The organism is Fodinibius halophilus (assembly GCF_011059105.1).
GTDB lineage: Bacteria > Bacteroidota > Rhodothermia > Balneolales > Balneolaceae > Fodinibius > Fodinibius halophilus.
On sequence record NZ_JAALLS010000001.1, the window covers coordinates 154,317 to 179,123 of the forward strand.

Genomic DNA, 24,807 nt, shown 5'->3' on the forward strand with positions numbered 1-24,807 from the left:
TCAAATATAATATAAAGTGATCAAAAAATCAGGTTTTAGTTTCTTGTTTTTCGCTGTTTAACGTTTGTTTGAGTGGTTTATAACGTTAAACTAGTTAACAGCGTTTAGTTGGTCACATAATTTAATACTTTTTACTCTTTTTTTGGGGCGAAGGCCAGAAGTATTGACAAAATAGTAATCGTTATTGTGATCAAACATTTGGTAGCGCTTCCATTATTAATGCTATCAAGGGCTGCGATTGTAAGGTGGGGTATGATTAATTTACAGCAGTAGTAATTAGCTGCTTTATATCATTCGCCGGACGACAATCCCAGTCGTCCGACGAAGGGGGGACATCGCTCACAATTCTAATGTCGGTTATAATGAGCATTTTGGGTAATGGTGGCTTTAACCGGGAGATCGAGGCGCAACAAGCATAGTAGAGGGTTATCCTGACTCTACGCAAATCTCACCAGGCTTAGTATATGATTGGGGATGTTCTGATGGAAATAGTACAGCAAAACCAGTGATCAGCTGTCAGTGCTGGTTTTGGCGTTATCCCAATGCTTATCCATCTCTTCGAGGGTAACTTCTGTGATCTCTTTGTCTTCTTCTTTTAGTTGTTCTTCAATGTATTGAAATCGATGAATGAACTTTCTGTTTGTAGCACGCAGGCTGTCTTCGGCGTTGAGGTTAAAAAATCGCCCGGCATTGACCAGCGAAAAGAGGAGGTCACCGAATTCGTCTTGTTTTTCTTTTTCGGTTCCGGTTTCAAGTACCTCTTTAAACTCATCGAGTTCTTCTTCGAGCTTTTCCCAAACCTGTGAAAACTCGGGCCAGTCGAAGCCAACATTTGCCGCTTTTTCTTGCATCCGCTGGGCGCGAATAAGGGCAGGTAGCTGCTTGGGGATACCTTCGAGTACTGATTCCTTCCCTTCATCCATCTTAATACTTTCCCAATTTTTGGCTACTTGCTCTTCGTCTTCGGCATTTTCATCACCAAAAACATGAGGATGGCGCCGGATGAGCTTTTGTTGGATGGAATAGATCACATCATCGATAGTGAAGTTCTTTTTTTCGTCTGCCATTCGGCTGTGAAATACCACATGAAGAAGAACATCTCCCAGCTCTTTCTGGAGTTCACCAAAGTCTTTGGTATCGATCGCTTCTACGGCTTCGTAGGCTTCTTCAATTAAGTTGTCTTTAATACTTTCGTGAGTTTGTTTGCGATCCCAGGGACACTCTTTGCGCAGGATACCTACAATTTCTACAAGGTCATCGAAGTTTGAGGTGGGGTTACGATCTTCAGCCATGTTTTTACAGTGATCAGTGATCAGTTTGCAGTTATCAGTGTCCAGTTTACGATAATGGAGAAGATACTGAATTCAAAACAAGAAATAAGGTGTATAAGGTAGTTTACTTGGGTACCGATGGAAGTAACATTAATTCTTGGCTGCTATTTCTTTTAGCTTTGCTTACCTATTAACTGTTCACTGTAAACTGATCACTGTTTACTGCCTTATGTTTTTCGTTTTTTCTTTTTAGCAGCGGGGAACAGGATGTTATTGAGGATCAATCGGTAGCCCGGGCTGCTGGTATGCAGGCTCAGGTCGGTTGGGGGATCGTTAACGCGGTGCGTATAATCTTCGGGATCGTGGCCGGCATAAAAGGTAAAGGTTCCGCGTCCATAGTTACCGTGGACATATTTTACCATGTTGCGTCCGGGACTTTCTCCCAGTACTACGACCGACTCTTTGACTTTATCTTTCTGGAAGGCAGTAGTTTGTCCATAGAATCCGCGGATACTACTCACATGATTTTGGGTTAACATCGTGGGTACCGGATCCCATTTGGCCGAGAATTCGAAAAGGGTAAAAAAGTCTAACGATTTATCTACTTCGTTTATTTGTACGGGCACATCAATGTTGGCATGTTCATATTCCGAAGGGTTGGTACTGACTTTGAAATCGGTAAATGCTAGGGTGTTGTTGAAATTAAGTTTCTGCTGGGCGTTGGGATCCATAGGGTCACCGTCAAAAGGAGTGGGGGCAATATCGACTCCCTGGGCAGCAAGGGCAATATCAAAGGTGTCGGTTCCGGAGCACATGGAGAACATAAAGCCACCGTTGCCTACATATTCTTTGATTCGGGCTGCTACGGCTTTCTTCTCTTTACTAACTGTTTTGTACCCTAGCTCTTTGGCCATGGCCTCCATTTGTCGAACTTGCTGTATGTACCACGGCTGATTTCGGGAGGAGCCCCAGAATTTACCGTACTGTCCGGTAAAGTCTTCGTGATGGAGATGCAGCCAGTCATATTCTGATAATTTACCGTTAAGTACCTCGGGATCCCAAACCTTATCAAATTCAACATCGGCATAGGTTAGGGCCAGGGTTACGGCATCATCCCAGGGCAGGGCTTGCTTAGGCGTATAAACTGCAATTTTGGGAGCCTTGTCGAGTTTTATAACTGAGGTATTGGAATTCGGTTGTTCTACTTCCGTTATAATATTGGCAGCTTGTTTATTTGAAATGACTTTTACTTTTACATTTTTGAGCCGGCAGGTGCGCAACAGTTCATCCGAATAGCCGGTCATAAAACTGCCGCCTTTATAATTTAGCAGCCATTGCGAGGAGTTGCCATCCTGTAGGTTATTAAAAATTATGCCATAGGCTTTCAGATGGTTGGTTTGTGAGGCATCCATGGGGATAAAAAGCCGTTGTTGAGCAAGGCTTGCCGAGCTCAGAAAAAGAGAAATAAGAAATACAGTGAGAGTGCGTAGAAGCATATCAGGTTTGGATATTTTGCAATTCGTTTATTCGATTGCGAACATAGGTGGCATAAAAGCCATTTGGGAAGTGAATCAGCACTTCTTCATAAATCGGTATAAGCTGTTTTACCGTTTCAGGAAGTTCTACCTCGGTATCAGCTGAAAAGGCATTAGTGTTATCAGCTGCTTCACTTAAAGTGGGAGAAAGATTGTTATTGGTGACCAGTTGGTCAGCTAACCGGGCGCGTTCCCATAAGAGACGTTCATATAGGGGGGAGACGGAACCGTATTGTGCAAGGTAATGACTGAGTGTTTTATATATGTAGCCGATATTTCCTTCTGTTTTATGGGTACTCAGTTCTAGTATTGCATCATCAATGAGAGGGTGGTAGGCCTTTTCCTCAAAAAGTTCGTGCAGACTATTTTGGGCAAGCTGATCTTTACCTTGAGAGAAGTATTCAATGGCATCTGCAAAGGGCTGGAGCTGTTTACCGGTACTATCAGCATGGAGCCCGTTTTGGATCCATAGCCGAAGTTGTACGGCATCATTGGCAAAATAGGAGGTATTTTGTCGCTCTAAGGCATTGAGCTGTATTTTGGCAAATTCGTAATCGCCGGCATAAAAATCGGTGAGGGCAAGATAATAGCGGCTTTCTTCGGCTAGTGATCCTGTTTTGCTCTGCTTATTACTTTTAGTGAAAGCAATACGGGCTCGGCTGTATTCTTGATTATAGAGATGTAATCGTCCCTGGATATAATGTATTTTTGATTGCAAAGATTGTCCCGATAGTGCTTGTAGCTCTTCCAGGTATTTAGCTGCGGTATCTGGTTGATGCGTAATATCGAGGGAAAGCTCAGCCATAGCAACGAGTACCTTATCCAGGCGCCGGTAGCTCGGGTTTTGTTGTTTGATCGATTGTAGCGTTTTAAAAGCTTTATCGTAGAGGCTGTTGCGCTTTGTGGAAAGATCAAGGTTATAATTTTCCAAATATGCAGCCCAACGACGATAGGCAGTAGCCAGTTTTTCCATCGATCGATATTTTAGCGAATGCACATCATTTTTGATGTAATAGGAGTAGGCTTCTTTTGCTAATTCAAACTTTTGGGCAGCGAGTAATTTGCGCCCAATATTAAAAGGCAGATAGGTAAGATTCGAGGATTTGGCCTCATATTCTTTGGCCGTAACGAGTGCTCGTTTGTATAGTTCACGCTCCATCAACAGCCAAACCTCTAGTTGTTGTAAATTTCTATAGCTGGGATGGCGGGGAGAAAGCTGTTCTAAAAAGTCTGATATCTCTAATATTGCTACGTCATAGATATAATCATCCTGAAACCGGATTAGGCGTTGTTGCATAAAACTCATCCGTGCCGGGCTTTTCTTGACTAATTGCAGGTATTCTCTAATAGCTTGTTCGTATTTTCCGGCTTGTAAGTAGGTATCAGCCAGCTCGGAGCTAATCATGTTTGAGCTGGTAACATAGCTTTGAAGTTGTTGATAAATATCAATAGCTCGGTCGAAAGCTTGGCGGCGGGTCAGCGTACGAGCCAGTTGCAGGCTTATTTGCCGGTCTTTAGTATATTCATTCGCAAGTTTATCCCAGATGGAAAAGGCTTTATCGGTACTCCCTTTAACATGATAGATTTTTCCGAGTTGTATTTGTGCCCGAGCTTTGTAGTGGTTCTCTTCAACAGCTTGTTGAGCCAGTGATATTGCCCGGTCATACTTTTTAAGATTTATGAGACACTCAACGGCCTTATTGAAATAGGTGAAATTATTGGGTCGTTCTTTGTGCAGATGATTGAATTTTTGAAAAGCTTGCTGATACTCTTGTTGACGAAAAAGCTGCTCGGCTGCAAAATATTCATTATCGAGCTGTGCCCAACCTGTTTGGGGAATAAAGGCAAGACACAATACCAGCAGTAGATATATTGAGATTGAGTGTTTCTTCATCTTATTTTTAGTTCCCGGGGTTAGGTAGGAATTCGCCTGCAAAATTTCTTACAGTATTATAAAAGCTGTGAAGCGGAAATCCTACCACATTGTTATAATCACCTTCTATGCGTTTAACAAAAATGGCACCAAAATCATCCTGAATACCATAACTGCCAGCTTTATCCATTGGACTGCCTCCCTCTACATAATTTTTAATATCTTGCGGGTTTAGTTTTCCAAATGTTACATCGGTAACTTCAAAAAACGTTTTAGTACCTGCAATGTTATTTATTTGATCTGTTTTACAAAGGGCAACTCCGGTATATACTTGGTGGGTATTATTACTCAGTTGGGTTAGCATATCGTAGGCTTCATTTGCATCTTCCGGTTTTTCAAGAATGGTATCCTCGAAGGTAACAATGGTATCTGCACTAATAACCAATGCACTGCTAAAATCGGTCGCCACATTTTTTCCTTTTTTTAACGATAGTTCTTTAACGATTTTTCCCGGTGACCATTCTGGGTTGTAGTTTTCTTCAACAGAACTGGGATGAACCTCGAAAGGTAAATTAATTTGCTGGAGTAATTTTTTTCGACGAGGACTGGCAGAAGCAAGGACTATTTGTTTCAACTGATTAAATATGGGTTAAAGATGATTTTCTGGAAAAGATATTGTACAATTTAAGTAGGTGATAGTTAAAATAACAAAAAGGCATCAGCGAAGCGGGTAGAAAAAATAACAAATAATTTTTCTAACGGTAAGGGTATAAATCTTGGTTTAGCTGACTATTTCTTGTAAATAGGTTGTAATATGGATGGCAGTAGTAATTAAACGCTAAACATATTTCTATCTTCTCCGATAAGTCTTAAGTAGGTTATTGGTTTATAAATAAAAAAAGGTACAGTAGAAGGGCTACATTAAACATCAAAGGCATAGGAAATGTATAATTCATATCGTCTATTGCTTATTAGTAATGCTAAAAGTGAAATCGAGCAATTACAATCATTGTTGAGTAGTTTGGATTTGCAGATTGCCTTTGAGGTTATTTCTGAGAAGGATCAGCTTATTGATAACATAGATCATTTCCGACCGGATGTAATCGTTAGTAAATATTCTTTTCCAGGCTATTCAGGCATGGATGCATTTCGATTAATTCAGAATGATCATTCTGACATCCCTTTCATTTTAATAGCTGATTCTCTTGATGAGGATGAGGTGGTTGACTTGATGCTAGAAGGGATTTCCGACTTTGTCAAAAAAGATAATTTAGAACGGTTATTACCGGCTGTAAAACGAGAAGTGCAGAATTACAGGGAACAGAAAAAAAAGGAAGAGCAGTTAACAGAATCCCTTAAGCGATACCAAGATTTGGTACAATCGGTCGATGGAATTGTTTGGGAAGCAGATGCTAAAACGTTTGAATTTAATTATGTTAGCCCGCAATCAGAGGAAATATTGGGTTATTCTCCTTCTGAATGGTGCGAAAACAGTAATTTTTGGAAAAACCACATCCACCCGGATGACAGAGAGAAAGCCGTTACCTTTTGTCATCATAAAACCAAGAAAGGAGAAAACCATTCTTTTGAATATCGGATGATGACCTCTGATGGTAATGAAGTCTGGCTGCGCGATTATGTTACGGTAGTAAGGGAAGAGGGGGAGCCTACTATTTTGCGTGGGTTGATGGTTGATATTACGGAGCATAAGTATTTGTCCGAGATTGACCATCTGGAAAATCACTTGGCGAATATGATTATTGACCCTGATACTTCTCTGAAAGAAATTCTCGATTTCTTTATTGATCGTTTGGAAGAAATTTTTCCGCAGATGATTCCCTCAATTGTTAAAATCAAAGATGACAAAATATATAATTGGTCGGCTTCAGATCGTTTGTCTGAGCAATATTTGGATGTGATAAATGGGGTAGCTATCGGTCCGGATGTAGGTGCATGCGGTACGGCGGCTTTTTTAAAAGAAAAAGTTATTGTATCAGATATTGCAAATGATGTACGCTGGCAAGAGTCCAGAGATGTAGCCCTAGAGAGTGGTTTGCAAGCTTGTTGGTCGCAACCCTTGGTGAATAGTGCGGATAAGGTAATTGGAACATTCGCAATTTATTATGAAGAGCCTAAAGAACCTGTTCGGTTTGAAGAGAAAGTGATAAATAGAGCAAAAAATATTTTGCAGGTTCTTATTGAGAATAAAAGATCAGAAAAGGCTTTGGAACAGAAACAAAAATTGCTTGATAAAGCTTATCAACTAGCTGATATCGGTCATTGGGAATTTAATCTGAAAGAAGATCAACTGTTTTGGTCTGCGAGCGTTAAGAAGATTCATGAAGTGCCGAGCGATTATACGCCTGATCTGGAAAGTGCCATACATTTCTATAAAAAGGGGATGAGTCGCCAGACTATTAAAAGGATTATTGATAACGCCATCGAAACCGGAGAGGGCTTTGACGTAGAGTTAGAAATTGTTACTGCTAAAGGGAATAACCGTTGGGTGAGGACCGTAGGGGAGGCAGAATTTAAGAATGGTAAATGTCATAAAATTTATGGTAGTGCCCAAGAAATTACCACACGCAAAAAAGCTGAACTGAAGCTGCGAAATACCCGGCAAAAGCTTACAGATATTGTAGAGCATAGCACAAATATGTTTTACCGGCATGATCAGAATCATGTGCTTTCGTATGTTAGTCCGCAGTCTGAAGAATTTTTGGGATACAAGCCGGAAGAGGCAAAGAGAAAATGGACCGAGTTTGCTACTGATCATCCTATAAATGAAGAAGGCTTTGAAAAGACTCAGAAGGCCATTGATACCGGAGAATCTCAGTCCCCTTTTGAATTACAACTAAAGAAAAGAGACGGTGAAAAAATTTGGGTGCAGGTTAATGAAGCACCAATTGTAGAAGATGGTGAAACAGTAGCTATTGTAGGCTCTCTTACTGATATTACCGAACGAAAAGAATATGAGGAAAAGCTGGAGGAATTAGCTTTGGTGGCTTCTAAAACCACCGATTGCATTTTTATGACGGATCCCAATGAACGAATCACTTGGGTGAATAACGCTTTTGAGCAGGTGTTGGGATATCAGTTTGAGGAAGTTGTGGGTAAGGCGCCGGGAAATATTCTGAGGGGACCTGATAACAATCAACAAAAGATGAATCGTATTTCTAAGGCTTTTAAAAAACGAAGACCATTCCAAGAAGTCGTGCTCAATTATTCCAAAACCGGCGAAAAGTATTGGTTCGATCTAACGCTGGATCCCATTTTTGATAACAATGGCGATTGTGACGGATTTATCGGCATCCAGAAAGACGTCACGGAACAAGTTAAACGGCAGAAAGAGCTGAAAGAAAGCGTGGAGCGCTATGAGATCGTCTCAAAGGCCACAAGTGATACCATTTGGGATTATGATTTGGAAGAAGATGTAAACCGCTATAGCAGTAACCTGGAAAAAATATTCGGGTACAAAGATACGGAGGTCAAGAACCCTAAAAAATGGTGGCGTGATAAAATTCATCCTGAAGACTATTCGAGAGTTATAGAACAGATAGAACAGGCCTTATCGTCGAATAAAGATCGATTCCAGATGGAATATCGATTTCGATCGTATGATGGAGTCTATAAATTTATATACGATCGTGCTTTTATTGTTTCAGATGAGCAGGGCAAGCCTATTCGGATGATCGGGGCTATGCAGGATGTAACCAGGCAAAAGGCCGAAAAGAAATGGTTAAAACTTTTTGAGTCGGCAGTTTCAAATACCACAGAGTCGGTTGCTATTTTACAGGGAGAGCCAACTGATGATATCGGCCGAAAAATATTATATGTCAATGAAGCATTTAAAAAGATGACAGGGTATAGCTCGGAAGAAATTCTGGGTAATACCTTGGATATGCTCATAGGCCCCGAAAGCGACGGTAAACAACATGAAAAAGTAAAGCATGCCGTTGAAAACTGGCAACCGGTAGAAGCGGAGTTTTTGAATTATAAAAAAGATGGGGAAGCTTTTTGGGTACGAATATCTCTTGCCCCGGTTCAAGATGAAGAAGGCTTGTACAGCCATTGGATCTGTGTAGGTCGTAACATTACCGATCGTCGAGAACGAGAAAATGAACTTCGCGAATCACTGAACGAGAAGGAAATTTTATTGATGGAAATCCATCACCGGGTGAAAAATAATCTGGCGGTAGTCTCCGGAATGATGCAACTACAGGCTTATGAAGCGGAAGATGAGGACCTCAAACAAAAATTATTTGATAGTGTTGTTCGCATAAAAACTATGGGCTCCATCCACGAGCTTCTTTATAAGTCTGAGAGTTTTTCGAAACTCCAGCTTGATAAAAACATAAAAAGACTTATTTCTGATATAACAGAAACTTTTAAAACGAATACAGATCTTAATCTACAGTTTAACATGGATGAGGTGATCCTAAATATTAATCAGGCTATTCCATGTTCACTTATTGTTAACGAAGTGGTGACAAATGTACTCAAACACGCTTACAAGAATGAAGAAGAGGGGATGCTGAAAGTGGAACTTAATGAAGAAGAGGACAGGATATATCTAAATGTTGAAGACAGTGGAAAAGGCCTCCCCGAAGATTTTAACACAAATACAAACGGCAGCTCGCTGGGAGTTCAACTTATTGAGACACTATCAAATCAGCTTGAAGCAGATTATACATACAAATCAACAGGGAATGGAACACTCTTCACAATCGCTTTTAAGAGAACAGAAATCAAAGGGATAGGGAGTGCACATCTGGCATAAAATTCTATTGTTATTACAACAATAGTCGCCAAAATCCTTATTTTTGTAGCTCACTAAATCAATAGTTACTTTAGCCCCAGAGATAACGTATAAGTATAAGAAAATTATACTGATCTCGTTTCAACTTTTTGAATTACTAAATAACGATCTTTCATAATGGCTACAAAACAGCGCAGTAATAATAGAATGATTTTTAGTTCCTGGAATTATAAAGTGTTGGCGCTGGGAATACTGTTGGTTATTGCGGGATTTTCAGCAATGTACATCGAAAATGAAGTGAAAGGATTTATTTCTCTGTATATTTCGCCTATTGTAATTATGGCCGGATATATAACCGTTATTGTTTCTATTATGAAACATGATGACGACGCAACCAACCCATCCGAAGACTCTTAATGCCGCCCCTGTGGATCGTAAATTAAATGCTTTATTCTGCTTTTTATTGGTGGTGGTGTTTATCTCGGCAGCTAATGTTCAACAGCAATGGCATGTCATATTAGGGTTACTCTTGGCTACCGCTTTTTCTTTTCTGGCTTTTTTGATCCAACGATTAACCCTCGATGGAATGTTTGCAGCCATTGTAATAGGCATTTTTGTGCTCGGTTTTGGCGGGTGGCCAACGGTTGGGGTATTACTGATCTTTTTTATCAGCAGTGTTGCTCTTTCTAATACAAAAAGTAAATTACCGGCCGATCTGCCCAAAGATATTCGTAGAGACGGTAAACAAGTTTGGGCCAATGGCTTCTGGCTTGTTGTATCGCTCATACTCTATGGTATTTTTAATTCGCCCCTGTTTATTATAGCAGCATTGGGTTCAATAGCAACGGCAACAGCAGATACATGGGGCACAGAAGTGGGAACCCGGCTAAGCAATAAAACATATCTTGTTACCGATTTTAGTAAAGTAGCTACCGGTTCTAATGGAGGTGTAAGTATCAAAGGAACCATAGCTACGGTGCTGGGGAGTACACTTATCGCTGCTATATCAATTTACGTTTTTTCATTACAATTGGCTGTATTTATCTGCATATTTGCAGCAGGATTTTTAGGATCTGTCGCCGATTCTTATTTTGGGGCGATTTTTCAACGTAATAATAGTTCAGTAACACTTCCCGTTTTAAATCAGACAATTCCTTTTAGTAATAATATTGTTAATGGAATTTCTACCGGAATTGGCGGGTTACTGGCAGCAATATTAAAACTGATAATTATATGAAGAAGTGGTACAAGCAATTACACTGGCAAATTATCATTGGTTTGGTACTCGGGTTGATCTGGGGGCTCATAGCCAGCGTTTCTGGGTTTACGGAGTTTACGATAGACTATATTCAGCCTGTTGGAACCATATTTATAAATTTGCTGAAACTGATTGCTGTTCCACTGGTTCTCGCCTCTTTGATAGTTGGAGTAACAAATCTGAATGACGTTACCCAACTTTCTCGAATGGGAGGGAAAACGATTGGAATTTACCTGGTAACCACAATTTGTGCTATTACAATCGGCTTAACGGTTGTTAACATTATTCAACCGGGGGATTTTTTACCGGCCGAAACACAAGAACAGTTAATGTCGAGTTATGAGGGAAATATAGAGGGGTCAGCTGAATCAGCTCAGGAAGTGATAGATCGTAGCCCAATGACCTTCTTTGTAGATATTGTTCCTCAAAATTTCTTTAAAGCAGCCTCCGACAATGGCAATATGCTACAGGTAGTGTTTGTTGCTATTTTGTTGGGAATAGGGCTTATTCAAATTCCTTCAGACAAAAGTAAATCATTGGTTAACTTTTTTGACTCCTTAAATGAGGTAATTATCAAGATTGTTGATCTGGTGATGAAAATAGCACCCTATGGGGTATTTGCTTTGATGGCAGGGGTGATTGTAGATCTGGCCGGTGACGATATCGGACAGGCCCTAAACCTTTTGGGGGCCTTGGGTTGGTATTGTGTGGCTGTTCTGGTAGGTCTGTTATTGCACCTCTTTATCGTGTATTCGAGTTTGTTCAAAATGTTCAGCAAAATGAAGCTGACAGACTTTTTCAAAGCTATTCGCCCGGCTATGTTATTAGGATTTAGTACCAGTTCCAGTTCTGCAACTCTACCGGTTACCATGGAACGGGTAGAAAAGAACGTAGGTGTTGACGAAGAAGTTGCCAGTTTTGTACTGCCTATTGGTGCAACAATCAACATGGATGGAACCAGCCTGTACCAGGCCGTTGCAGCAGTCTTTATTGCACAAGCACTGGGCCTCGACCTTGGTCTCGGTCAACAGCTTACCATTGTGATAACTGCTACACTTGCTTCTATAGGATCGGCGGGTGTACCCGGCGCGGGAATTATTATGCTCGTAATTGTGCTTCAAGCTATTCAAGTTCCGGTCGAAGGTATTGCTCTGATCCTTGGAGTCGATCGAATTCTGGATATGTGTCGCACCGCTGTAAATATTACCGGCGATGCTGCGGTATCCGTTGCAGTGGCCCACACAGAAGGGTTACTTGGGGAAATGCACCTCGAAGATGATGAATAGCGATAAGAACAGATAAGATTCGTACCGGGCCATAATGTAAAATTCATAATTTTGTCCTATGAAGAAAGGTACGATCATAGTTATTTTGTTGATATTCATGGGCTCTATTTCTGGGGCCCATGCTTCTTTTCAACCTATTGCAAACGATACAACTAGCTACGAAAGTAAGCTGAAAGAGGGAATAGCGTCTTTTTATAAAACTAACTGGGAACGGTCTGAGGCAATATTTGATAAGCTGAAAAGGGTACAACATGATGATGCACGAGCTTATTTCTTCTCATCAATGATCCCTTTTTGGACTTACTATTTTGGAGATCAGTCCAAACAAGCAGCAAAACAGTTCTTGGAACGGTCCCAAAAAGCTATTCAGGTAAGTCGCAAGCAGCTGCAAAAGAATCCTCAAGATACCACGATGGTTCTCATGCTGAGTGGTCTCTACGGATATCGCAGTTTGGTGGCAGCCAGCCAAAATGAGTACCGTACCGCCGTAGAAAGTGGCATGACCGGTTTTAAATATACCCGGCAGTTGCTCACACTTGATGCTGATGATCCCCGGGCTCTCATTGGCAAAGGGATGTTTTATTACATGGTTGGTAGTGTACCAAAAGGTTTGCAATGGGTAACAAATATGATTGGATTTTCGGGAGATATTCAAACGGGATTTGCAGCTTTGGAGAAAGCAGCTGTCTCTCAAAGTTATGTAAGTAATGATGCTAAAATGATCTTGGCCTATCTTTACGAGAGAGAAGAGCAACCTCGTAAGGCATTGCCATTCTTGCAAGATCTGGTATCAGAATATCCCTCAAATATGATATTTCAGTATAACATTGCGAACATTCTTCAGAAATGCGGAAACCATGCAAAAGCAAGCAATATATATCAAAGAATCTTAACAATGGACACCGTTTATCTTGAATCATTGAAAGAGAAAAGTCGCCGACGCCTACAACAATTTAACTCTTTTTGACAGGCATTATTAATCAATATTTAACATTCATTTAATTGAAAATGACTTTAAAAAAGTATTAATTATAACTACAGACGCTGATAATTAGAAATGACTAGAATTATATGGCCCCAAGGCTACTTTTTGAGGTAAAATTTAAAGCTATTCTTTTTTCAGTTTTCCTTGTATTGGGGGGATTGCAAGTAGGGTACGGACAATCGTTGACTGCCGGAGATGTTGCATTTACTGGATTTAATGCAGATTCGCCTGACGGGTTTGCAGTGGTCGTGTTTAAAAATATTGCAGCCGGTGAAGAGATTCATTTTAGTGAAGGACCTTGGGAAGGCAGTGCATTTGACAGCAATGCCGGCGACCTAACATGGGTGGCACCTTCGGGTGGAATCTCTGCGGGTACCGTACTTGCCTTTAGCGATGTAAATAGTACTCCGTCTGTAAATACGGGTACAATCACTGATGATTCGAATATTAATTTATCAGGAAGCAGCAGTGTCATTTATGCCTATACCGGATCGGATAAAGATACACCCGATACCATATTGGCTGCGGCGGCAAATTCCGTGGATGAATACAACGGAACTGAAGGAACCTTGACCGGGACCGGGCTATCACAAAATGATGAGGCTATTTTGCTTTCCGATGCTGTTGATGTTCATGAATATATCGGAGACCGAAGCGGGAATACCCCAATAGGGTATCTGTCTCAGTTAAATGACAATGCCAAGTGGCAAGAAGAAAATGGCTCTGGAAGCCAGGCGTCTCAAGTGTTACCATTTAATACTGAGCCTTTCACTATTGTTTCGGCACCCACCATAGCATTCTCGTCTGATAAAGCTAGTGGAACTGAGGGGGGCACGGCTTCCATTACCGTTAAATTATTGGAATCAAACGGCTTGGCAGTTGATGTAGAGGTGAAATTTTTGAGTACCGCTAGTACTGCTGATGTTTCAGATATTGATAATTATGCTAATACTACTGTAAGTTTTGGAGCCGGTGCTGCGGACGGAACTACTCAGGATGTATCTATAACCCTTTCGGATGACAGCGATTTTGAAGGGAGCGAAAAGGCAGTATTTGAATTAAGTAATAATACCGGCGGTGCTATTATAAAGCCGGGCGTATTGACCTTGACTATTGAGGATAACGATGCTGCCAAAGTTGTAATCAATGAGTTTTTAGCGGATCCGCCATCCGGAAGTGCGGGAGATGCCAATGGAGATGGTACCAGGGATACTTATGATGATGAATTTGTTGAAATTGTTAATTCCGAAACTAAAGATATTGACATTTCGGGTTGGCAGCTTTCTGATGATGGGGGAAGCAGTAAAACTTATACTTTTCCTGAGGGGACGGTGTTGTCGGCGGGTAGAGCAATTGTTGTTTTTGGAGGAGGTTCGCCATCGGGGCAGTTCGGCAGCGCATTGGTGCATGCTGCAAGTAGTTTGAGTTTGTCAAACAGTTCGGGACAGGTAACATTGCTAGATGCCTCCGGTACTATTGTTGATAATTTCTCTTATGGCAGTGAGGCCGGTGAAGATGAATCTTTAACCCGTGATCCTGATGTGTCGGGTGCACTTGGCAGTAAGCATGCAGGGGTGTCCGGTAGTGGTGGCGCCCCCTTTTCTCCCGGTACCGAAGTAGATGGCAGTTCTTTTGGCACTGGCCATGCGATAGCAATCCGGGGCAGTGAGGGCTGGCGCATGATATCATCTCCGGTTCAGGGAGCTTCATTTGATACTATGATTGGCGACTTCTGGGTGCAGGGGCTATCCGGCTCTGATGATCCCTCGGGGAGTGAAACGGTCTTTTCGTGGACGGAGTCGAGTGGTGGGGCATTTTCTGCGCCATCCGGTATGTCTTCTACTTTGGAGGCCGGTAAAGGATATATCATTTACGTTTTTGAAGATGATGAATTTAGTACTTCCGGTATCCAAGGGGGATTCCCAAAAATTATTAAATCAACAAATACTGAAAACAGTGGAACGGTCAATGTGCCTGTTTCATCAAATGATGCTAATGGTGTAAACGGTATTGATGAAAACGAGGGATGGAATCTTTTGGGGAATCCTTTTGATGCAGATATTTCGGTAGACGCGCTATTTACGGCTTTGGAGACTGCCGGTACTGTTAATGCCAATATTTATGTTTGGGATAACGACAACAGTGGAGGGGCAGACTATGTGGAATTGTCAAAAGGGGATGGCGAACTCCTGGCCCCTTACCAGGCCTTTTGGGTCCGCTACACTCAAAGTGGTATTGATACGGATGTTGCTTTTGATAGAGATGATTTGATAGCAAATACCGGAACCGCTTTTTATAAAGAAACTGCTGAGCCTTCTTTCCGTTTTGCCCTGAAGCTCCATGCCGGGCAAAAGCATGATGCCTATCAGTTGGAGTTTAATGAGAACGGGGCCATCGATTTAGATCGTTTTGATGGGTACCACCTGTTTTCTTTAGATCCGAGCTCTATAAATATTTTTAGTACGTTGAATAACAATCGTCTGCAGAAAAATGTGTTGCCTGCTAATCTGGATGTCACGGTGGAGATTCCACTTCAGTTTCAAGTTGGCAGTATCAATGAACTGGTATTTAAGTGGGGAGACCTCCAAGGTGCTCCAAAAGATTGGGAGTTTGTACTTGTAGATAAAACGACCAATCGGGAAATAAATTTACGAACTTCAAATAAGTATGAGTTCAAAAATTATACCGAAGGGCAGCCGCAAAAAACGAATGGAAACAGACAGTTACTAAATAAAGGGAAGGGCGAAGCGGATTCTGACACTCGGTTTGTACTCTCAGTTCGACCCAATCCAAACGAACTATCTTCTGACGAAATACCCAATTCTGCTAAACTAAATCCCAATTATCCCAATCCATTTAATCCTACTACAACTATTTCATATGAACTTGCTAAAGATATGGAAGTGACGTTGACGGTTTGGAATATGATTGGTCAAAAAGTAGCAACACTTGTTGATGGGCCGGTAGAAGCGGGTGAAAAAGAAGTCACCTGGAATGCCAGTAATATGCCAAGTGGTATTTATATCGCACGTTTTGAGGTAGGTGGAGCGGTTTATACCCGAAAAATGACACTAATCAAATAAAGTTTATTATTACAAAAGTGGGAATAAAAAAGAATTACTCCTTATTACTGGTTACGGTACTGTGTCTGTTAATTATCATAATCCTTGGATTACCCGGCGACTCTGTTGCTCAACCGAGCCTTCCCGGTAACCCTGAGCAAACACCTATTGACGGGGGATTAGGAATATTGGCAGCTATAGGCGGAGGATATGCTATTAAGAAATTACGGAAACAGAAATAGCCTTTCAGATCCGTTTTAGTTTATATATTTTAGTTCATCGTTGATTAATTCAAAAGAATTCATAGCTTTACTTAAATCTCAATAAATACGGAGTATTTCTTTTAATAAAAATGCAATATAAAAACATACAGGGACTTGAGGTCCCGGAAATTGGCCTCGGGACTTATAAGCTACACGACAGAGAGTGTTCTAAAATAGTTCGAACAGCACTCGATCTTGGTTACAGACATATTGATACTGCTCAGATGTACAAAAATGAGCGTGAAATCGGGGAGGCACTCAGTGTTTCTAATGTACCCAGAGAAGATATCTTTCTGAGTACAAAGATCTGGCACACCAACCTCGATGCCGATGACGTTTTACAATCTACTGAAGAGAGCCTTAGACAGCTGGATACTCCATACGTAGATCTGCTAATGATTCACTGGCCCAATAACCAGTACGACCTTCGAGCAACCATTGAGTCTATGTTGGTACTCCGCGATCAGGGTAAGGCAATGAATATAGGGGTCAGTAACTTTCCGCTGGATCTACTCAAAGTAGTTAATGATGAGATTCGAGCACCTATTTTTTGTAACCAAGTTGAATTCCATCCGTTTATCGACCAGCTGGATCTGCTTGATTATGCCCTGGAGAAAGATATTATGGTTACCGCCTATAGTCCGCTGGCTCAAGGGAAGGTTACGGAAAACAATGAAATGCAGGAGATTGCCCAAAAGTACGATAAATCACCTGCGCAGATCTCTTTACGCTGGTTGATCGAACAGGAAAATGTGGTGGCTATCCCTAAAGCCTCAAGTGAAGAACACCTCAAAGAAAACTTTGAAGTGTTTGATTTCTATCTTGAAGATGAGGATTTCGAAAGGATCGACCAACTGGAGAAAGGCACTCGATTGGTGAATCCAAGCTTTGCTCCGGACTGGGGATAGAGCTTAGTACATAGCATATTTCTTTTTAGGGGGAACGATTTATTCGTTCCCCTTTTTTTATAGCTTTGATATCAAGATATCTTAGACTAAGAATGGGCCAATGCTAAAATCTTGCCATTGGTTTTTCTTATTTGAAATTGGTGCTGGTCTTTTTTCAATTGATATAATGCTTCTACGGTATCTCCCAGCATCGCTTCAGCCTTAAAAATAACATCAAGGTTGTTTATTCTTGTTTCTTTAGGCAGGCAAGCACACATCCATTCTATATATTTAACATTATTTAGGTGGTTGTTAAGATCTAAATCTGTTTTTCGAATATTATAAGTGTGATTTGACTCGACTTCTTCAAAAGTCTCAAATTCAGCTTCTGTTGGCGAAAGTAGATGCTCGCTATCCCGAGGCACCAATTCCAGGATCTTCTTGGGAATTCTTACTGGGAGACGACTTTTTAGATCCAGTATTAGCCAATAGCTCAAGGCTCTTCCAATGATATTTTCATTATCGTCTAGCAGTAAAAAATCACGATGTGCCCGGAGGCCATCACCACCGGATGGCCAGGTTTTGATACGGATCGATTCTCGCCATTCGGGGAATCGATTTATTTGAATCTGCAAGCGGTGAAGTACCCAAGTCCGTTTATCCTGTTGCAAATCAGTGATATCAAAGGAGAGTTTACGGGCATGATTTCCGGCAATCTCTTGCAGTAGATCACAAATTGCGGGGAGGGTAGCCTGATGGTTATTATCTACCTCAGAGGCACGAATTTTAAATGATTCCTCGTAAATTGATTTTTTAGTTGTCATAGGAATGGGGCTTTTAGAAAGAAAGGACAAAGTAAACTTTTAAATGGGAGTTTTGCAAAATTCGGTATGTTATCCTGAACCTGTGCTACGAAGCCATACCTGCACTTAAGGGTTTCGACAGATTACACCTTGGCGTAGTAGTAATGAGTTCAGGATCTCGGTTTTTAAAGTTAATAACTGTATACGAGATGCTGAAAGAGATACTTCGACAGGCCAACCTGCGCCAGGGTATAACCTACTGAAACCTAAGGTGTAGGTCTGGCTTCGGCTGATAAACTCAGTACATGGTTCATGTATCACAAGATGTGACTAGTTTTGCAAAGCCCTTTACAATGCTTTTTGGGAATGATCTCTGTAATAAACATTCCAAGTTTTCAAAACTTGGAATGTTTGTATTGTAGCCCAACACACATGGTTACCAGTAGGAATGGGCTAAGATCGGCAGGCTATCAGGCTCATTTTGTACCTGCCTGCCAAACCCGACTACCCCAGAGTTTAATATCATCAAGGATAAGATAAATTGCCGGTAAGATAACCAAAGTCACAACGGTAGAGAAGGTTAAGCCACCCACAATGGCACGAGCCATTGGAAAGTAGGGAGGTCCGTCACCGCCAATTTGGGTATTTCCAAAACAGAGGGGGAGAAGCCCCAGCACCGTAGTGGCAGCGGTCATCAAAATTGGGCGCATACGATCTTTTCCACCTTTGATAATGGCTTCGAAACGAGGCATACCTGATTCACGGAGCTGGTGGATATGGTCGATCAGTACGATACCGTTGTTTACCACAATTCCCATTAAGATAAGTATCCCGATCATCGCCATAAAAGAGAAGGTAGTGCCGGTAACCAGGAAGAACCAAAAGACCCCAACGACGGCAAAGAAAATAGAGGTAATGATACTGGATGGAAAGAGCACAGACTCGAAAAGCGAAGCCATCACCAAGTAAATCAGAAACATGGCTAAAAACATATTTACGAGCATCTCATCCATTGCTTCTTGGTCTTGTTCAAAACTTCGGCCTTGGCTCCAGCCATAACCTGCGGGATAGTTAATTTGGTCCAGGACGGGGAAGATTCGCTCTTTTGCCTTGTTCATTGGCAGATCATCAAGACTAATGGTTACGCCCATCGAAGTTTGACGGTTTTCTCTGCGGATAGTCCGGGGGCCGGTATCCATTCGGTAATCTGCCAGTGAGGCAAGGGTAACCGTTTTTTCTTGATCTTCCAGCGTAACAGGCAGTTTCATAAGATCATCAATTGATTGGCGATCGCTATCTTGTAACGCCAATACAACATCGGTTTCGCCAAATTTGCCACGAACCCTGCGTAAATTCACGCCTCGTATAGAGCTGGAAACAAGATTGGCTACTTCACGCGTGGAAACCCCCAATTTTCGGGCTCGTTCCCGATCGACCATAACTTGTACTTCTTCGGTGCCGGTTTCCGCTTCAGAACGAACCTCAGCAATACCGGGGGTGTCCTCCAGTCGCCTGACAACTTCATCTGCCAAGTCTACAAGAACCTCCGAAGATTCTCCAATGATATATACCTGGAGCTGTTCGCCCCCGGTTCGGTCGCGAAATTCAAAAGATACCTCCCCGATAGCAAGTTTGGGCAGATTCTCTTCTATCTCTTTTTTGATGGTTTTAACATCTTTTTCTGCCTGGTCATTATCCGTAAGTAAAAGGGTAGATGTAGCTTGTTCAGGTTCGAAATAGGAATAGACCGCATCAATTTCGAACTTTTTCTTATTGCTGTAGAGGTATTCCTCTATTCGACTCACAGATTGTTCTACTCGTTCAACGGTATACCGGTCATTAAGTTGATAGTGGAGATAAAGTTCGCGTGATTTCGATGAAGGAAACATATCGATGTTTGTCATACTCATGGGCACAATAACACTGAAAAGGGTACCAAAGATAAGCAAGCTCGAGGTATACCGGCGTTTTAAAAGCCAAGCTAATCCCTGGCTATACTTTTCTTCAAGCTTATCAATAATACGATTTTTCTCCTCTGACTTCTCTGGAGCTTTTACTTTCGAAGTAAGCAATGGAATAATCGTCAGGGAGATCAGCAGCGAAGCACATAGTGCCAGAATAATCGTAATGGCTACATGATATAGCTGAATGGCGATCATAGAATCTTCGCTGATGATATTAGGCAAAAATACTATGATCGTTGTCAGGGTACCGGCTGTAACAGCCATTGCTACCTGTTTAACTCCCCGTTTGGTAGCTTCTACCTTATCATTAATCAGGTTTTGGTTGCGATGGATATTCTCAGTGACTACAACCGCATTATCGACGAGCATTCCTACGGCCAGCATAAGCCCCATCATCGATAAAATATTAAGAGACAGATCCATAAAGTATAACAGCCCCAATGTTACGATAAGAGAAAAGGGAACCGCCATGGCAACAATAAGGGTGGTGCTGAGGCGTCGAAGGAAAAGGTAGAGGATAATAATAGAGAAAAAAGCACCCAGCAGCCCGGCCTTTAAAAGCTCGGAAAGTGAACTTATAATACCGGCAGCCTGGTTGTTCATCTCATAGATTTTGATGCCCCGCATTTCGGGTAGCTTATTTATTTCATCAATTTCAGATAATACGTTGTCGCCAATTTCAACGGTATTGGCGCCTGATTCTTTAAATATATCAAGCCCAATGGCATATGTTTGATCTAAGTGGCGACCATAATCTCTATCGGGTTTTCCATAACCGACTGTTGCAATGTCTTTGAGCTGAAGATTATCTGGTCCAACAATCAATTGGGCAAATTCAGCAGGATCTGAAAGTTCTCCTGTAGGTCGAACCATATACCGTTTGCCGGCATCCTCTACTTTTCCGGCTGTGACCGAGAAATTACTTCTCCGTAGCTTCTGAGTGAGTTCATTAAGGTTTATTTTGTGGGCTTTGAGCCGCTCCGGAATGAGTTCAATTCGAATCTGTTTCTGTTCTACTCCATACAGATCTACCTTTGCAACCCCATTAATACGTTCAATACGTCGTTTAAGGTTGCGGTCAAGCAGATCATAAGCATTGGAAAGATTCCGCTCGCTGGATATACGAAGCTTCATCATGGGGTCGTCTTGTGCAGAAAACTTGTTGATGGTAAAACGCTCCATATCGTCAGGTAGCTGGTTACGAATACCATCAATCTTTTCTTTAACCTCCATCGCTTTCATACTGATGTTGGTCCCCATTTTGAACTGTACAAAAATACCCGCTTGGTTTTCGCTGGAAGTGGAGTTCATGCGTTCCAAACCGCTGATTGTTGCCAGGGCTTCCTCAATAGGTCGGGTAATGTTACGCTCGACCTCTTCTGGGGTAGAGTTGGGGTAGGGAACAGAAATATATGCACCGGGAAAAGAGATATCCGGGAAATACTCGAGAGGTACCATTCGGCTGGCAATGATGCCAATAACTACAAAGCTGATAAACACCATAATGGTGGTTACCGGTCGACGAAGTGAGAGATCAGTAAAATTCATGAGATAGTCCCTCAGTTTTTAACGTTTGATTGTTCTGCTGCTGTGGCGGATTTGTATACCTTTTGATCCATGATGGCATACATTGTAGGTATAACAACAAGCGTAAGCAGGGTAGAAACGATAAGCCCGGCAATTACCGTTATTGCCATCGGGGCACGGAGCTCAGCTCCATCACCAATTCCTATTGCAAGCGGTAATAAGCCCAGAGTCGTAGTTAGTGTTGTCATGAGGATTGGGCGTAACCTGGATTTTCCTCCTTCCAAAATAGCTTGGATTTTATCTTTCCCGCGAGCTCGCATCTGGTTAATCAGATCGATGAGAACGATAGCATTATTCACAACTATACCGGCGAGAAGGATGAGCCCAATAAATACGACCACACTAATGGTGGAACCGGTAATCCATAATCCAAGAATGGCACCGACAAGGGCTAATGGAATAGTAAAAAGGATGATAAATGGGTGTAGCAATGACTCGAACTGTGAGGCCATCACCAGGTAAACCAGGAATACGGCCAGAGAAAGAGCGAAAATGAGCGACTGGAAAGAGTCTGCCATCTCTTCATTTTGTCCACTTACCCGGGCTTGTAATCCGGCCGGGATGGTGGTTTCATCAATAACTGATCTTATCTCTTCTGCTGCAGTAGCAAGGTCGCCATAGCTAAGGTTGGCAGATATTACGGCAACACGTTGTTGAGCTCGGCGCCGAATCTCGCTTGGGCCGGTAGCCACTTTAATATTGGCTATACTGGAAAGTGGCACCGGGGAGCTGCTGTTGGGATTAATAATGAGGTTACGAATATCATCAACAGTAGAACGATCTTGTTTTTGGGCTCTTACCAGAACATCAACTTTTTGGTCTCGCCAAGAATAGCGAGTAGCAACATCTCCTCGCACTTTGCTGACAACCAGATCTGCTACTTCGTAGACTTGCAGTCCCAGTGAAGCGGCTTTAGGACGATCAAAAGTCACCTGTATTTCCGGATTTCCCTGTTCCATGGTAGACTTGACATCTGCAAAGCGATCATTAGAAGTAAGCTTCTGAAGTATTCGATCACTAACGGTTTTGAGATCTTTGAGATCATATCCGGAAACTTCAACTTCGACAGGGGTTTTAAACGTAAACAGGGCAGGACGTGAAAACTTATAGTCGAGCCCGGGAATGCGCTGTAAGTCTAGTCTCAGCTCATCCATGGTGTTCTCTTCAAGGGATCGACCGGACCCATCATTGAGAGCAACATTGAGTTCACCCCAATTTTCTCCCCCTTGATTTGGGGTTGCATCCATTTGGTTACCGGTACCGGCAACAGCAAAGGTAGCATCAATTGTTGAAATATTATTTGCTGCTTTTTGAACCTGCTTAAGGGCACGGTCGGTTTGTTCAATGGGAGTACCTGGGGGGAGTTGAAATTCTACGTTGAATTCGCCCTGTGAAAGGGAAGGAATAAGCTCCATACCCAGCTGTGGAACGAGCATTAAGGTACCCATGAGCGATAAAAAGGCAAATGCGATAACGGTAAATCGATGACGGAGTGACCATCTTAACAAATCGGGGTATCGCTCTTCAATAGCAGTAAATCCTTTATCAAAAGCATTGAGAAATGGGTTCAGGATGTACATAATCCCTTTGCTGAGGCCACTAATAATTTTGCTAAAAACCCCAATAACAAAGGTAGGGGCCGTTTCAAAAATGAAGATACGTGCTGCACGCATCCATTTACCCGCCATGGTTCTGGGTTCACGAAGTTCCGGTTTTTCAACCTCGGCTTTTTTTCTTCCCGCCAGTGATGATAACATTGGTATCAGGGTAATAGCTACAACCAATGAAGCCAACAGTGAGAAGGTTACCGTAAGGGCTTGGTCGCGGAACAGCTGACCGGCAATACCATGGACAAAAACAAGGGGGAAGAATACAGCAATAGTTGTGAGGGTAGAAGCAATAACGGCAGTGCCTACCTCCCCGGCACCGTCTTTTGCGGCCTTTATAGGGCCTTTACCCATCTCCCTGTGCCGGGCAATATTTTCAAGCACCACAATGGAGTTATCTACCAATAGGCCAATCCCCAGGGCTATACCTCCAAGCGACATGATATTCAGAGTGATATCGTTGCCGTACATCAGGTTAAAAGTAGCAATTACAGAGACCGGTATTGACAGAGATATAATAACGGTAGCCCAGAAACTGCGGAGGAACAGAAAGAGGATAATAATTGCTAATATTCCACCAATTATGCCAGCGTTGACTACTTCACTAACAGCCGAAGATATAAAGGTCGACTGGTCATACACTTTAGTTACGGCCATGCCTTCGGGCAGACGATCAGAAACACTGGCCATTTGAGCCTGTACATTCTTGGCAACATTTACAGTGTTGGCATCACCTTCCTTATATATAGCAATCTCCACTGCTTCTTGTCCGTTAAGGCGAGATATCGCTTCTCGCTCTTTGTAACCCTGTTGAATCGTGGCAATATCTTTTAAATAAACAGGAGACCCATTTTTATTAGTTATAACTACATTGCGGATATTATCAACATTTTGGAACTGGTTTAGGGTGCGTACCAAATACTGCTGATTTCCTTCTTCCAGGCGCCCGCCGGAAAGGTTTACATTCTCAGCATCAAGAACCTGTGTGACTTGTGATATTGGGATATTTAAATGAGCAAGTCGATCTTGGTTAATAGAAACCTGAATTTCTTCTTCAAGTCCACCACTTACCTTTATAGAGGCAACACCCTGGGAAGATTGTAGATCTTTTTTTATCTGCTCATCGGCAAAGCGGCGAAGCTTTTTAAGTTTATTAATTTGATTGTCTGAAGCTTGTCCATTTTCCAAGCTGGCGTAATTGACATCCGTTTGTTCGTCCTTGGTATCTTTGATAAAGAAAGCGTAGCGCATAATAGGATCCAGGGTAGGATCGAAACGAAGAATAACCGGTCGTTCAACTTCGAGGGGAAGTTGCAGAGCGTCGAGTTTTTCACGGACATCAATACTGGCAAAATCCATATCAGTCCCCCAGGAAAATTCCAGGGTAACGTCGGACTGGCCTGATCGCGAGATAGAACGAACCTGTTGAACATCTTTAACAACGCCCAGTGCTTCTTCAACCGGCTTTGATACCAGATTTTCAACTTCTGCAGGAGCAGCCCCCTCAAATTCAGTACGCACTGTAAGGGTAGGGTAGCTCAGTTCTGGCAGTAAGTTGATGTTAAGTCGACTTAACGACACAAAACCAAATAAAATGATGCCAATCGTAAACATGGCAATCGTCACTTTACGGCGGATGGAAAAATCAATCAATTTCATTGTGTAGA

Annotated in this window: 15 protein-coding genes; 8 read left to right on the forward strand and 7 right to left on the reverse strand. The window is 42.1% G+C overall.

Annotated features, from left to right (window positions below; genetic code table 11):
- Positions 1–509 precede the first annotated feature (509 nt).
- From mazG to G3569_RS00565, 4 genes are all read right to left on the reverse strand, one after another.
- Positions 510–1,292 (reverse strand): nucleoside triphosphate pyrophosphohydrolase, encoded by a 783-nt coding sequence (mazG, locus tag G3569_RS00550; protein ID WP_165264998.1) that lies wholly within the window; start codon positions 1,290–1,292, stop codon positions 510–512.
- A 206-nt stretch (positions 1,293–1,498) separates the two neighbouring features.
- Positions 1,499–2,767: an asparagine synthetase B gene (locus tag G3569_RS00555; RefSeq protein ID WP_165265000.1), complete on the reverse strand. Its 1,269-nt coding sequence runs from the start codon at positions 2,765–2,767 to the stop codon at positions 1,499–1,501.
- 1 nt (position 2,768) lies between these two features.
- Entirely contained in the window at positions 2,769–4,700 is a 1,932-nt protein-coding gene (locus tag G3569_RS00560; RefSeq protein ID WP_165265002.1) for a tetratricopeptide repeat protein, read from the reverse strand.
- Between the two features lie 7 nt (positions 4,701–4,707).
- Complete coding sequence (locus G3569_RS00565) at positions 4,708–5,313, reverse strand: Maf family protein (RefSeq protein ID WP_165265004.1); 606 nt, start codon at positions 5,311–5,313, stop codon at positions 4,708–4,710.
- 309 nt (positions 5,314–5,622) lie between these two features.
- On the opposite strand from G3569_RS00565, the gene G3569_RS00570 reads away from it, so the two are divergent.
- The 8 genes from G3569_RS00570 (at position 5,623) to G3569_RS00605 (ending at position 17,200) form a co-directional block, all read left to right on the forward strand.
- The gene (locus tag G3569_RS00570; RefSeq protein ID WP_165265006.1) at positions 5,623–9,459 is read left to right on the forward strand and encodes a PAS domain S-box protein; all 3,837 of its coding nucleotides are present in this window, start codon (positions 5,623–5,625) and stop codon (positions 9,457–9,459) included.
- Positions 9,460–9,615: 156 nt separating this feature from the next.
- Positions 9,616–9,855, forward strand: a complete 240-nt coding sequence (locus G3569_RS00575) for a DUF3098 domain-containing protein (RefSeq protein WP_165265008.1) — start codon at positions 9,616–9,618, stop codon at positions 9,853–9,855.
- Positions 9,856–9,865: 10 nt separating this feature from the next.
- Positions 9,866–10,675, forward strand: coding sequence for a DUF92 domain-containing protein (locus G3569_RS00580; RefSeq protein ID WP_205719964.1), 810 nt, complete (start codon positions 9,866–9,868; stop codon positions 10,673–10,675).
- Positions 10,672–11,982, forward strand: a complete 1,311-nt coding sequence (locus tag G3569_RS00585) for a dicarboxylate/amino acid:cation symporter (protein ID WP_165265012.1) — start codon at positions 10,672–10,674, stop codon at positions 11,980–11,982. The genes G3569_RS00580 and G3569_RS00585 overlap by 4 nt, the downstream gene beginning before the upstream one ends.
- A 58-nt stretch (positions 11,983–12,040) precedes the next feature.
- Complete coding sequence (locus G3569_RS00590; protein WP_165265014.1) at positions 12,041–12,949, forward strand: tetratricopeptide repeat protein; 909 nt, start codon at positions 12,041–12,043, stop codon at positions 12,947–12,949.
- A 104-nt stretch (positions 12,950–13,053) separates the two neighbouring features.
- Positions 13,054–16,050, forward strand: coding sequence for a lamin tail domain-containing protein (locus G3569_RS00595; RefSeq protein WP_165265016.1), 2,997 nt, complete (start codon positions 13,054–13,056; stop codon positions 16,048–16,050).
- A 17-nt stretch (positions 16,051–16,067) separates the two neighbouring features.
- Positions 16,068–16,271: a PID-CTERM protein-sorting domain-containing protein gene (locus G3569_RS00600; protein WP_205719983.1), complete on the forward strand. Its 204-nt coding sequence runs from the start codon at positions 16,068–16,070 to the stop codon at positions 16,269–16,271.
- 110 nt (positions 16,272–16,381) lie between these two features.
- Positions 16,382–17,200, forward strand: a complete 819-nt coding sequence (locus G3569_RS00605; RefSeq protein ID WP_165265018.1) for an aldo/keto reductase — start codon at positions 16,382–16,384, stop codon at positions 17,198–17,200.
- Between the two features lie 86 nt (positions 17,201–17,286).
- Here the strand turns inward: G3569_RS00605 and G3569_RS00610 are convergent, their stop codons facing one another.
- From G3569_RS00610 to G3569_RS00620, 3 genes are all read right to left on the reverse strand, one after another.
- On the reverse strand, positions 17,287–18,003 hold the full coding sequence (locus G3569_RS00610) for an acyl-[acyl-carrier-protein] thioesterase (protein ID WP_165265020.1): 717 nt from the start codon (positions 18,001–18,003) through the stop codon (positions 17,287–17,289).
- Positions 18,004–18,458: 455 nt separating this feature from the next.
- Positions 18,459–21,494, reverse strand: coding sequence for an efflux RND transporter permease subunit (locus G3569_RS00615; RefSeq protein ID WP_165265022.1), 3,036 nt, complete (start codon positions 21,492–21,494; stop codon positions 18,459–18,461).
- A gap of 11 nt (positions 21,495–21,505) precedes the next feature.
- A complete protein-coding gene (locus tag G3569_RS00620) occupies positions 21,506–24,799 on the reverse strand; it encodes an efflux RND transporter permease subunit (protein WP_165265024.1) in 3,294 nt (1,097 codons plus the stop codon).
- Positions 24,800–24,807: the final 8 nt, after the last annotated feature.

Excerpts from the sequence above, each read along its gene's own strand:
- G3569_RS00605 (WP_165265018.1), top strand. The coding sequence starts at position 16,382 with ATGCAATATAAAAACATACAGGGACTTGAGGTCCCGGAAATTGGCCTC.
- mazG (WP_165264998.1), bottom strand. The coding sequence starts at position 1,292 with ATGGCTGAAGATCGTAACCCCACCTCAAACTTCGATGACCTTGTAGAA.
- G3569_RS00610 (WP_165265020.1), bottom strand. The coding sequence starts at position 18,003 with ATGACAACTAAAAAATCAATTTACGAGGAATCATTTAAAATTCGTGCC.
- G3569_RS00570 (WP_165265006.1), top strand. The coding sequence starts at position 5,623 with ATGTATAATTCATATCGTCTATTGCTTATTAGTAATGCTAAAAGTGAA.
- G3569_RS00615 (WP_165265022.1), bottom strand. The coding sequence starts at position 21,494 with ATGAATTTTACTGATCTCTCACTTCGTCGACCGGTAACCACCATTATG.
- G3569_RS00620 (WP_165265024.1), bottom strand. The coding sequence starts at position 24,799 with ATGAAATTGATTGATTTTTCCATCCGCCGTAAAGTGACGATTGCCATG.
- G3569_RS00560 (WP_165265002.1), bottom strand. The coding sequence starts at position 4,700 with ATGAAGAAACACTCAATCTCAATATATCTACTGCTGGTATTGTGTCTT.
- G3569_RS00585 (WP_165265012.1), top strand. The coding sequence starts at position 10,672 with ATGAAGAAGTGGTACAAGCAATTACACTGGCAAATTATCATTGGTTTG.
- G3569_RS00575 (WP_165265008.1), top strand. The coding sequence starts at position 9,616 with ATGGCTACAAAACAGCGCAGTAATAATAGAATGATTTTTAGTTCCTGG.
- G3569_RS00595 (WP_165265016.1), top strand. The coding sequence starts at position 13,054 with ATGGCCCCAAGGCTACTTTTTGAGGTAAAATTTAAAGCTATTCTTTTT.
- G3569_RS00590 (WP_165265014.1), top strand. The coding sequence starts at position 12,041 with ATGAAGAAAGGTACGATCATAGTTATTTTGTTGATATTCATGGGCTCT.
- G3569_RS00555 (WP_165265000.1), bottom strand. The coding sequence starts at position 2,767 with ATGCTTCTACGCACTCTCACTGTATTTCTTATTTCTCTTTTTCTGAGC.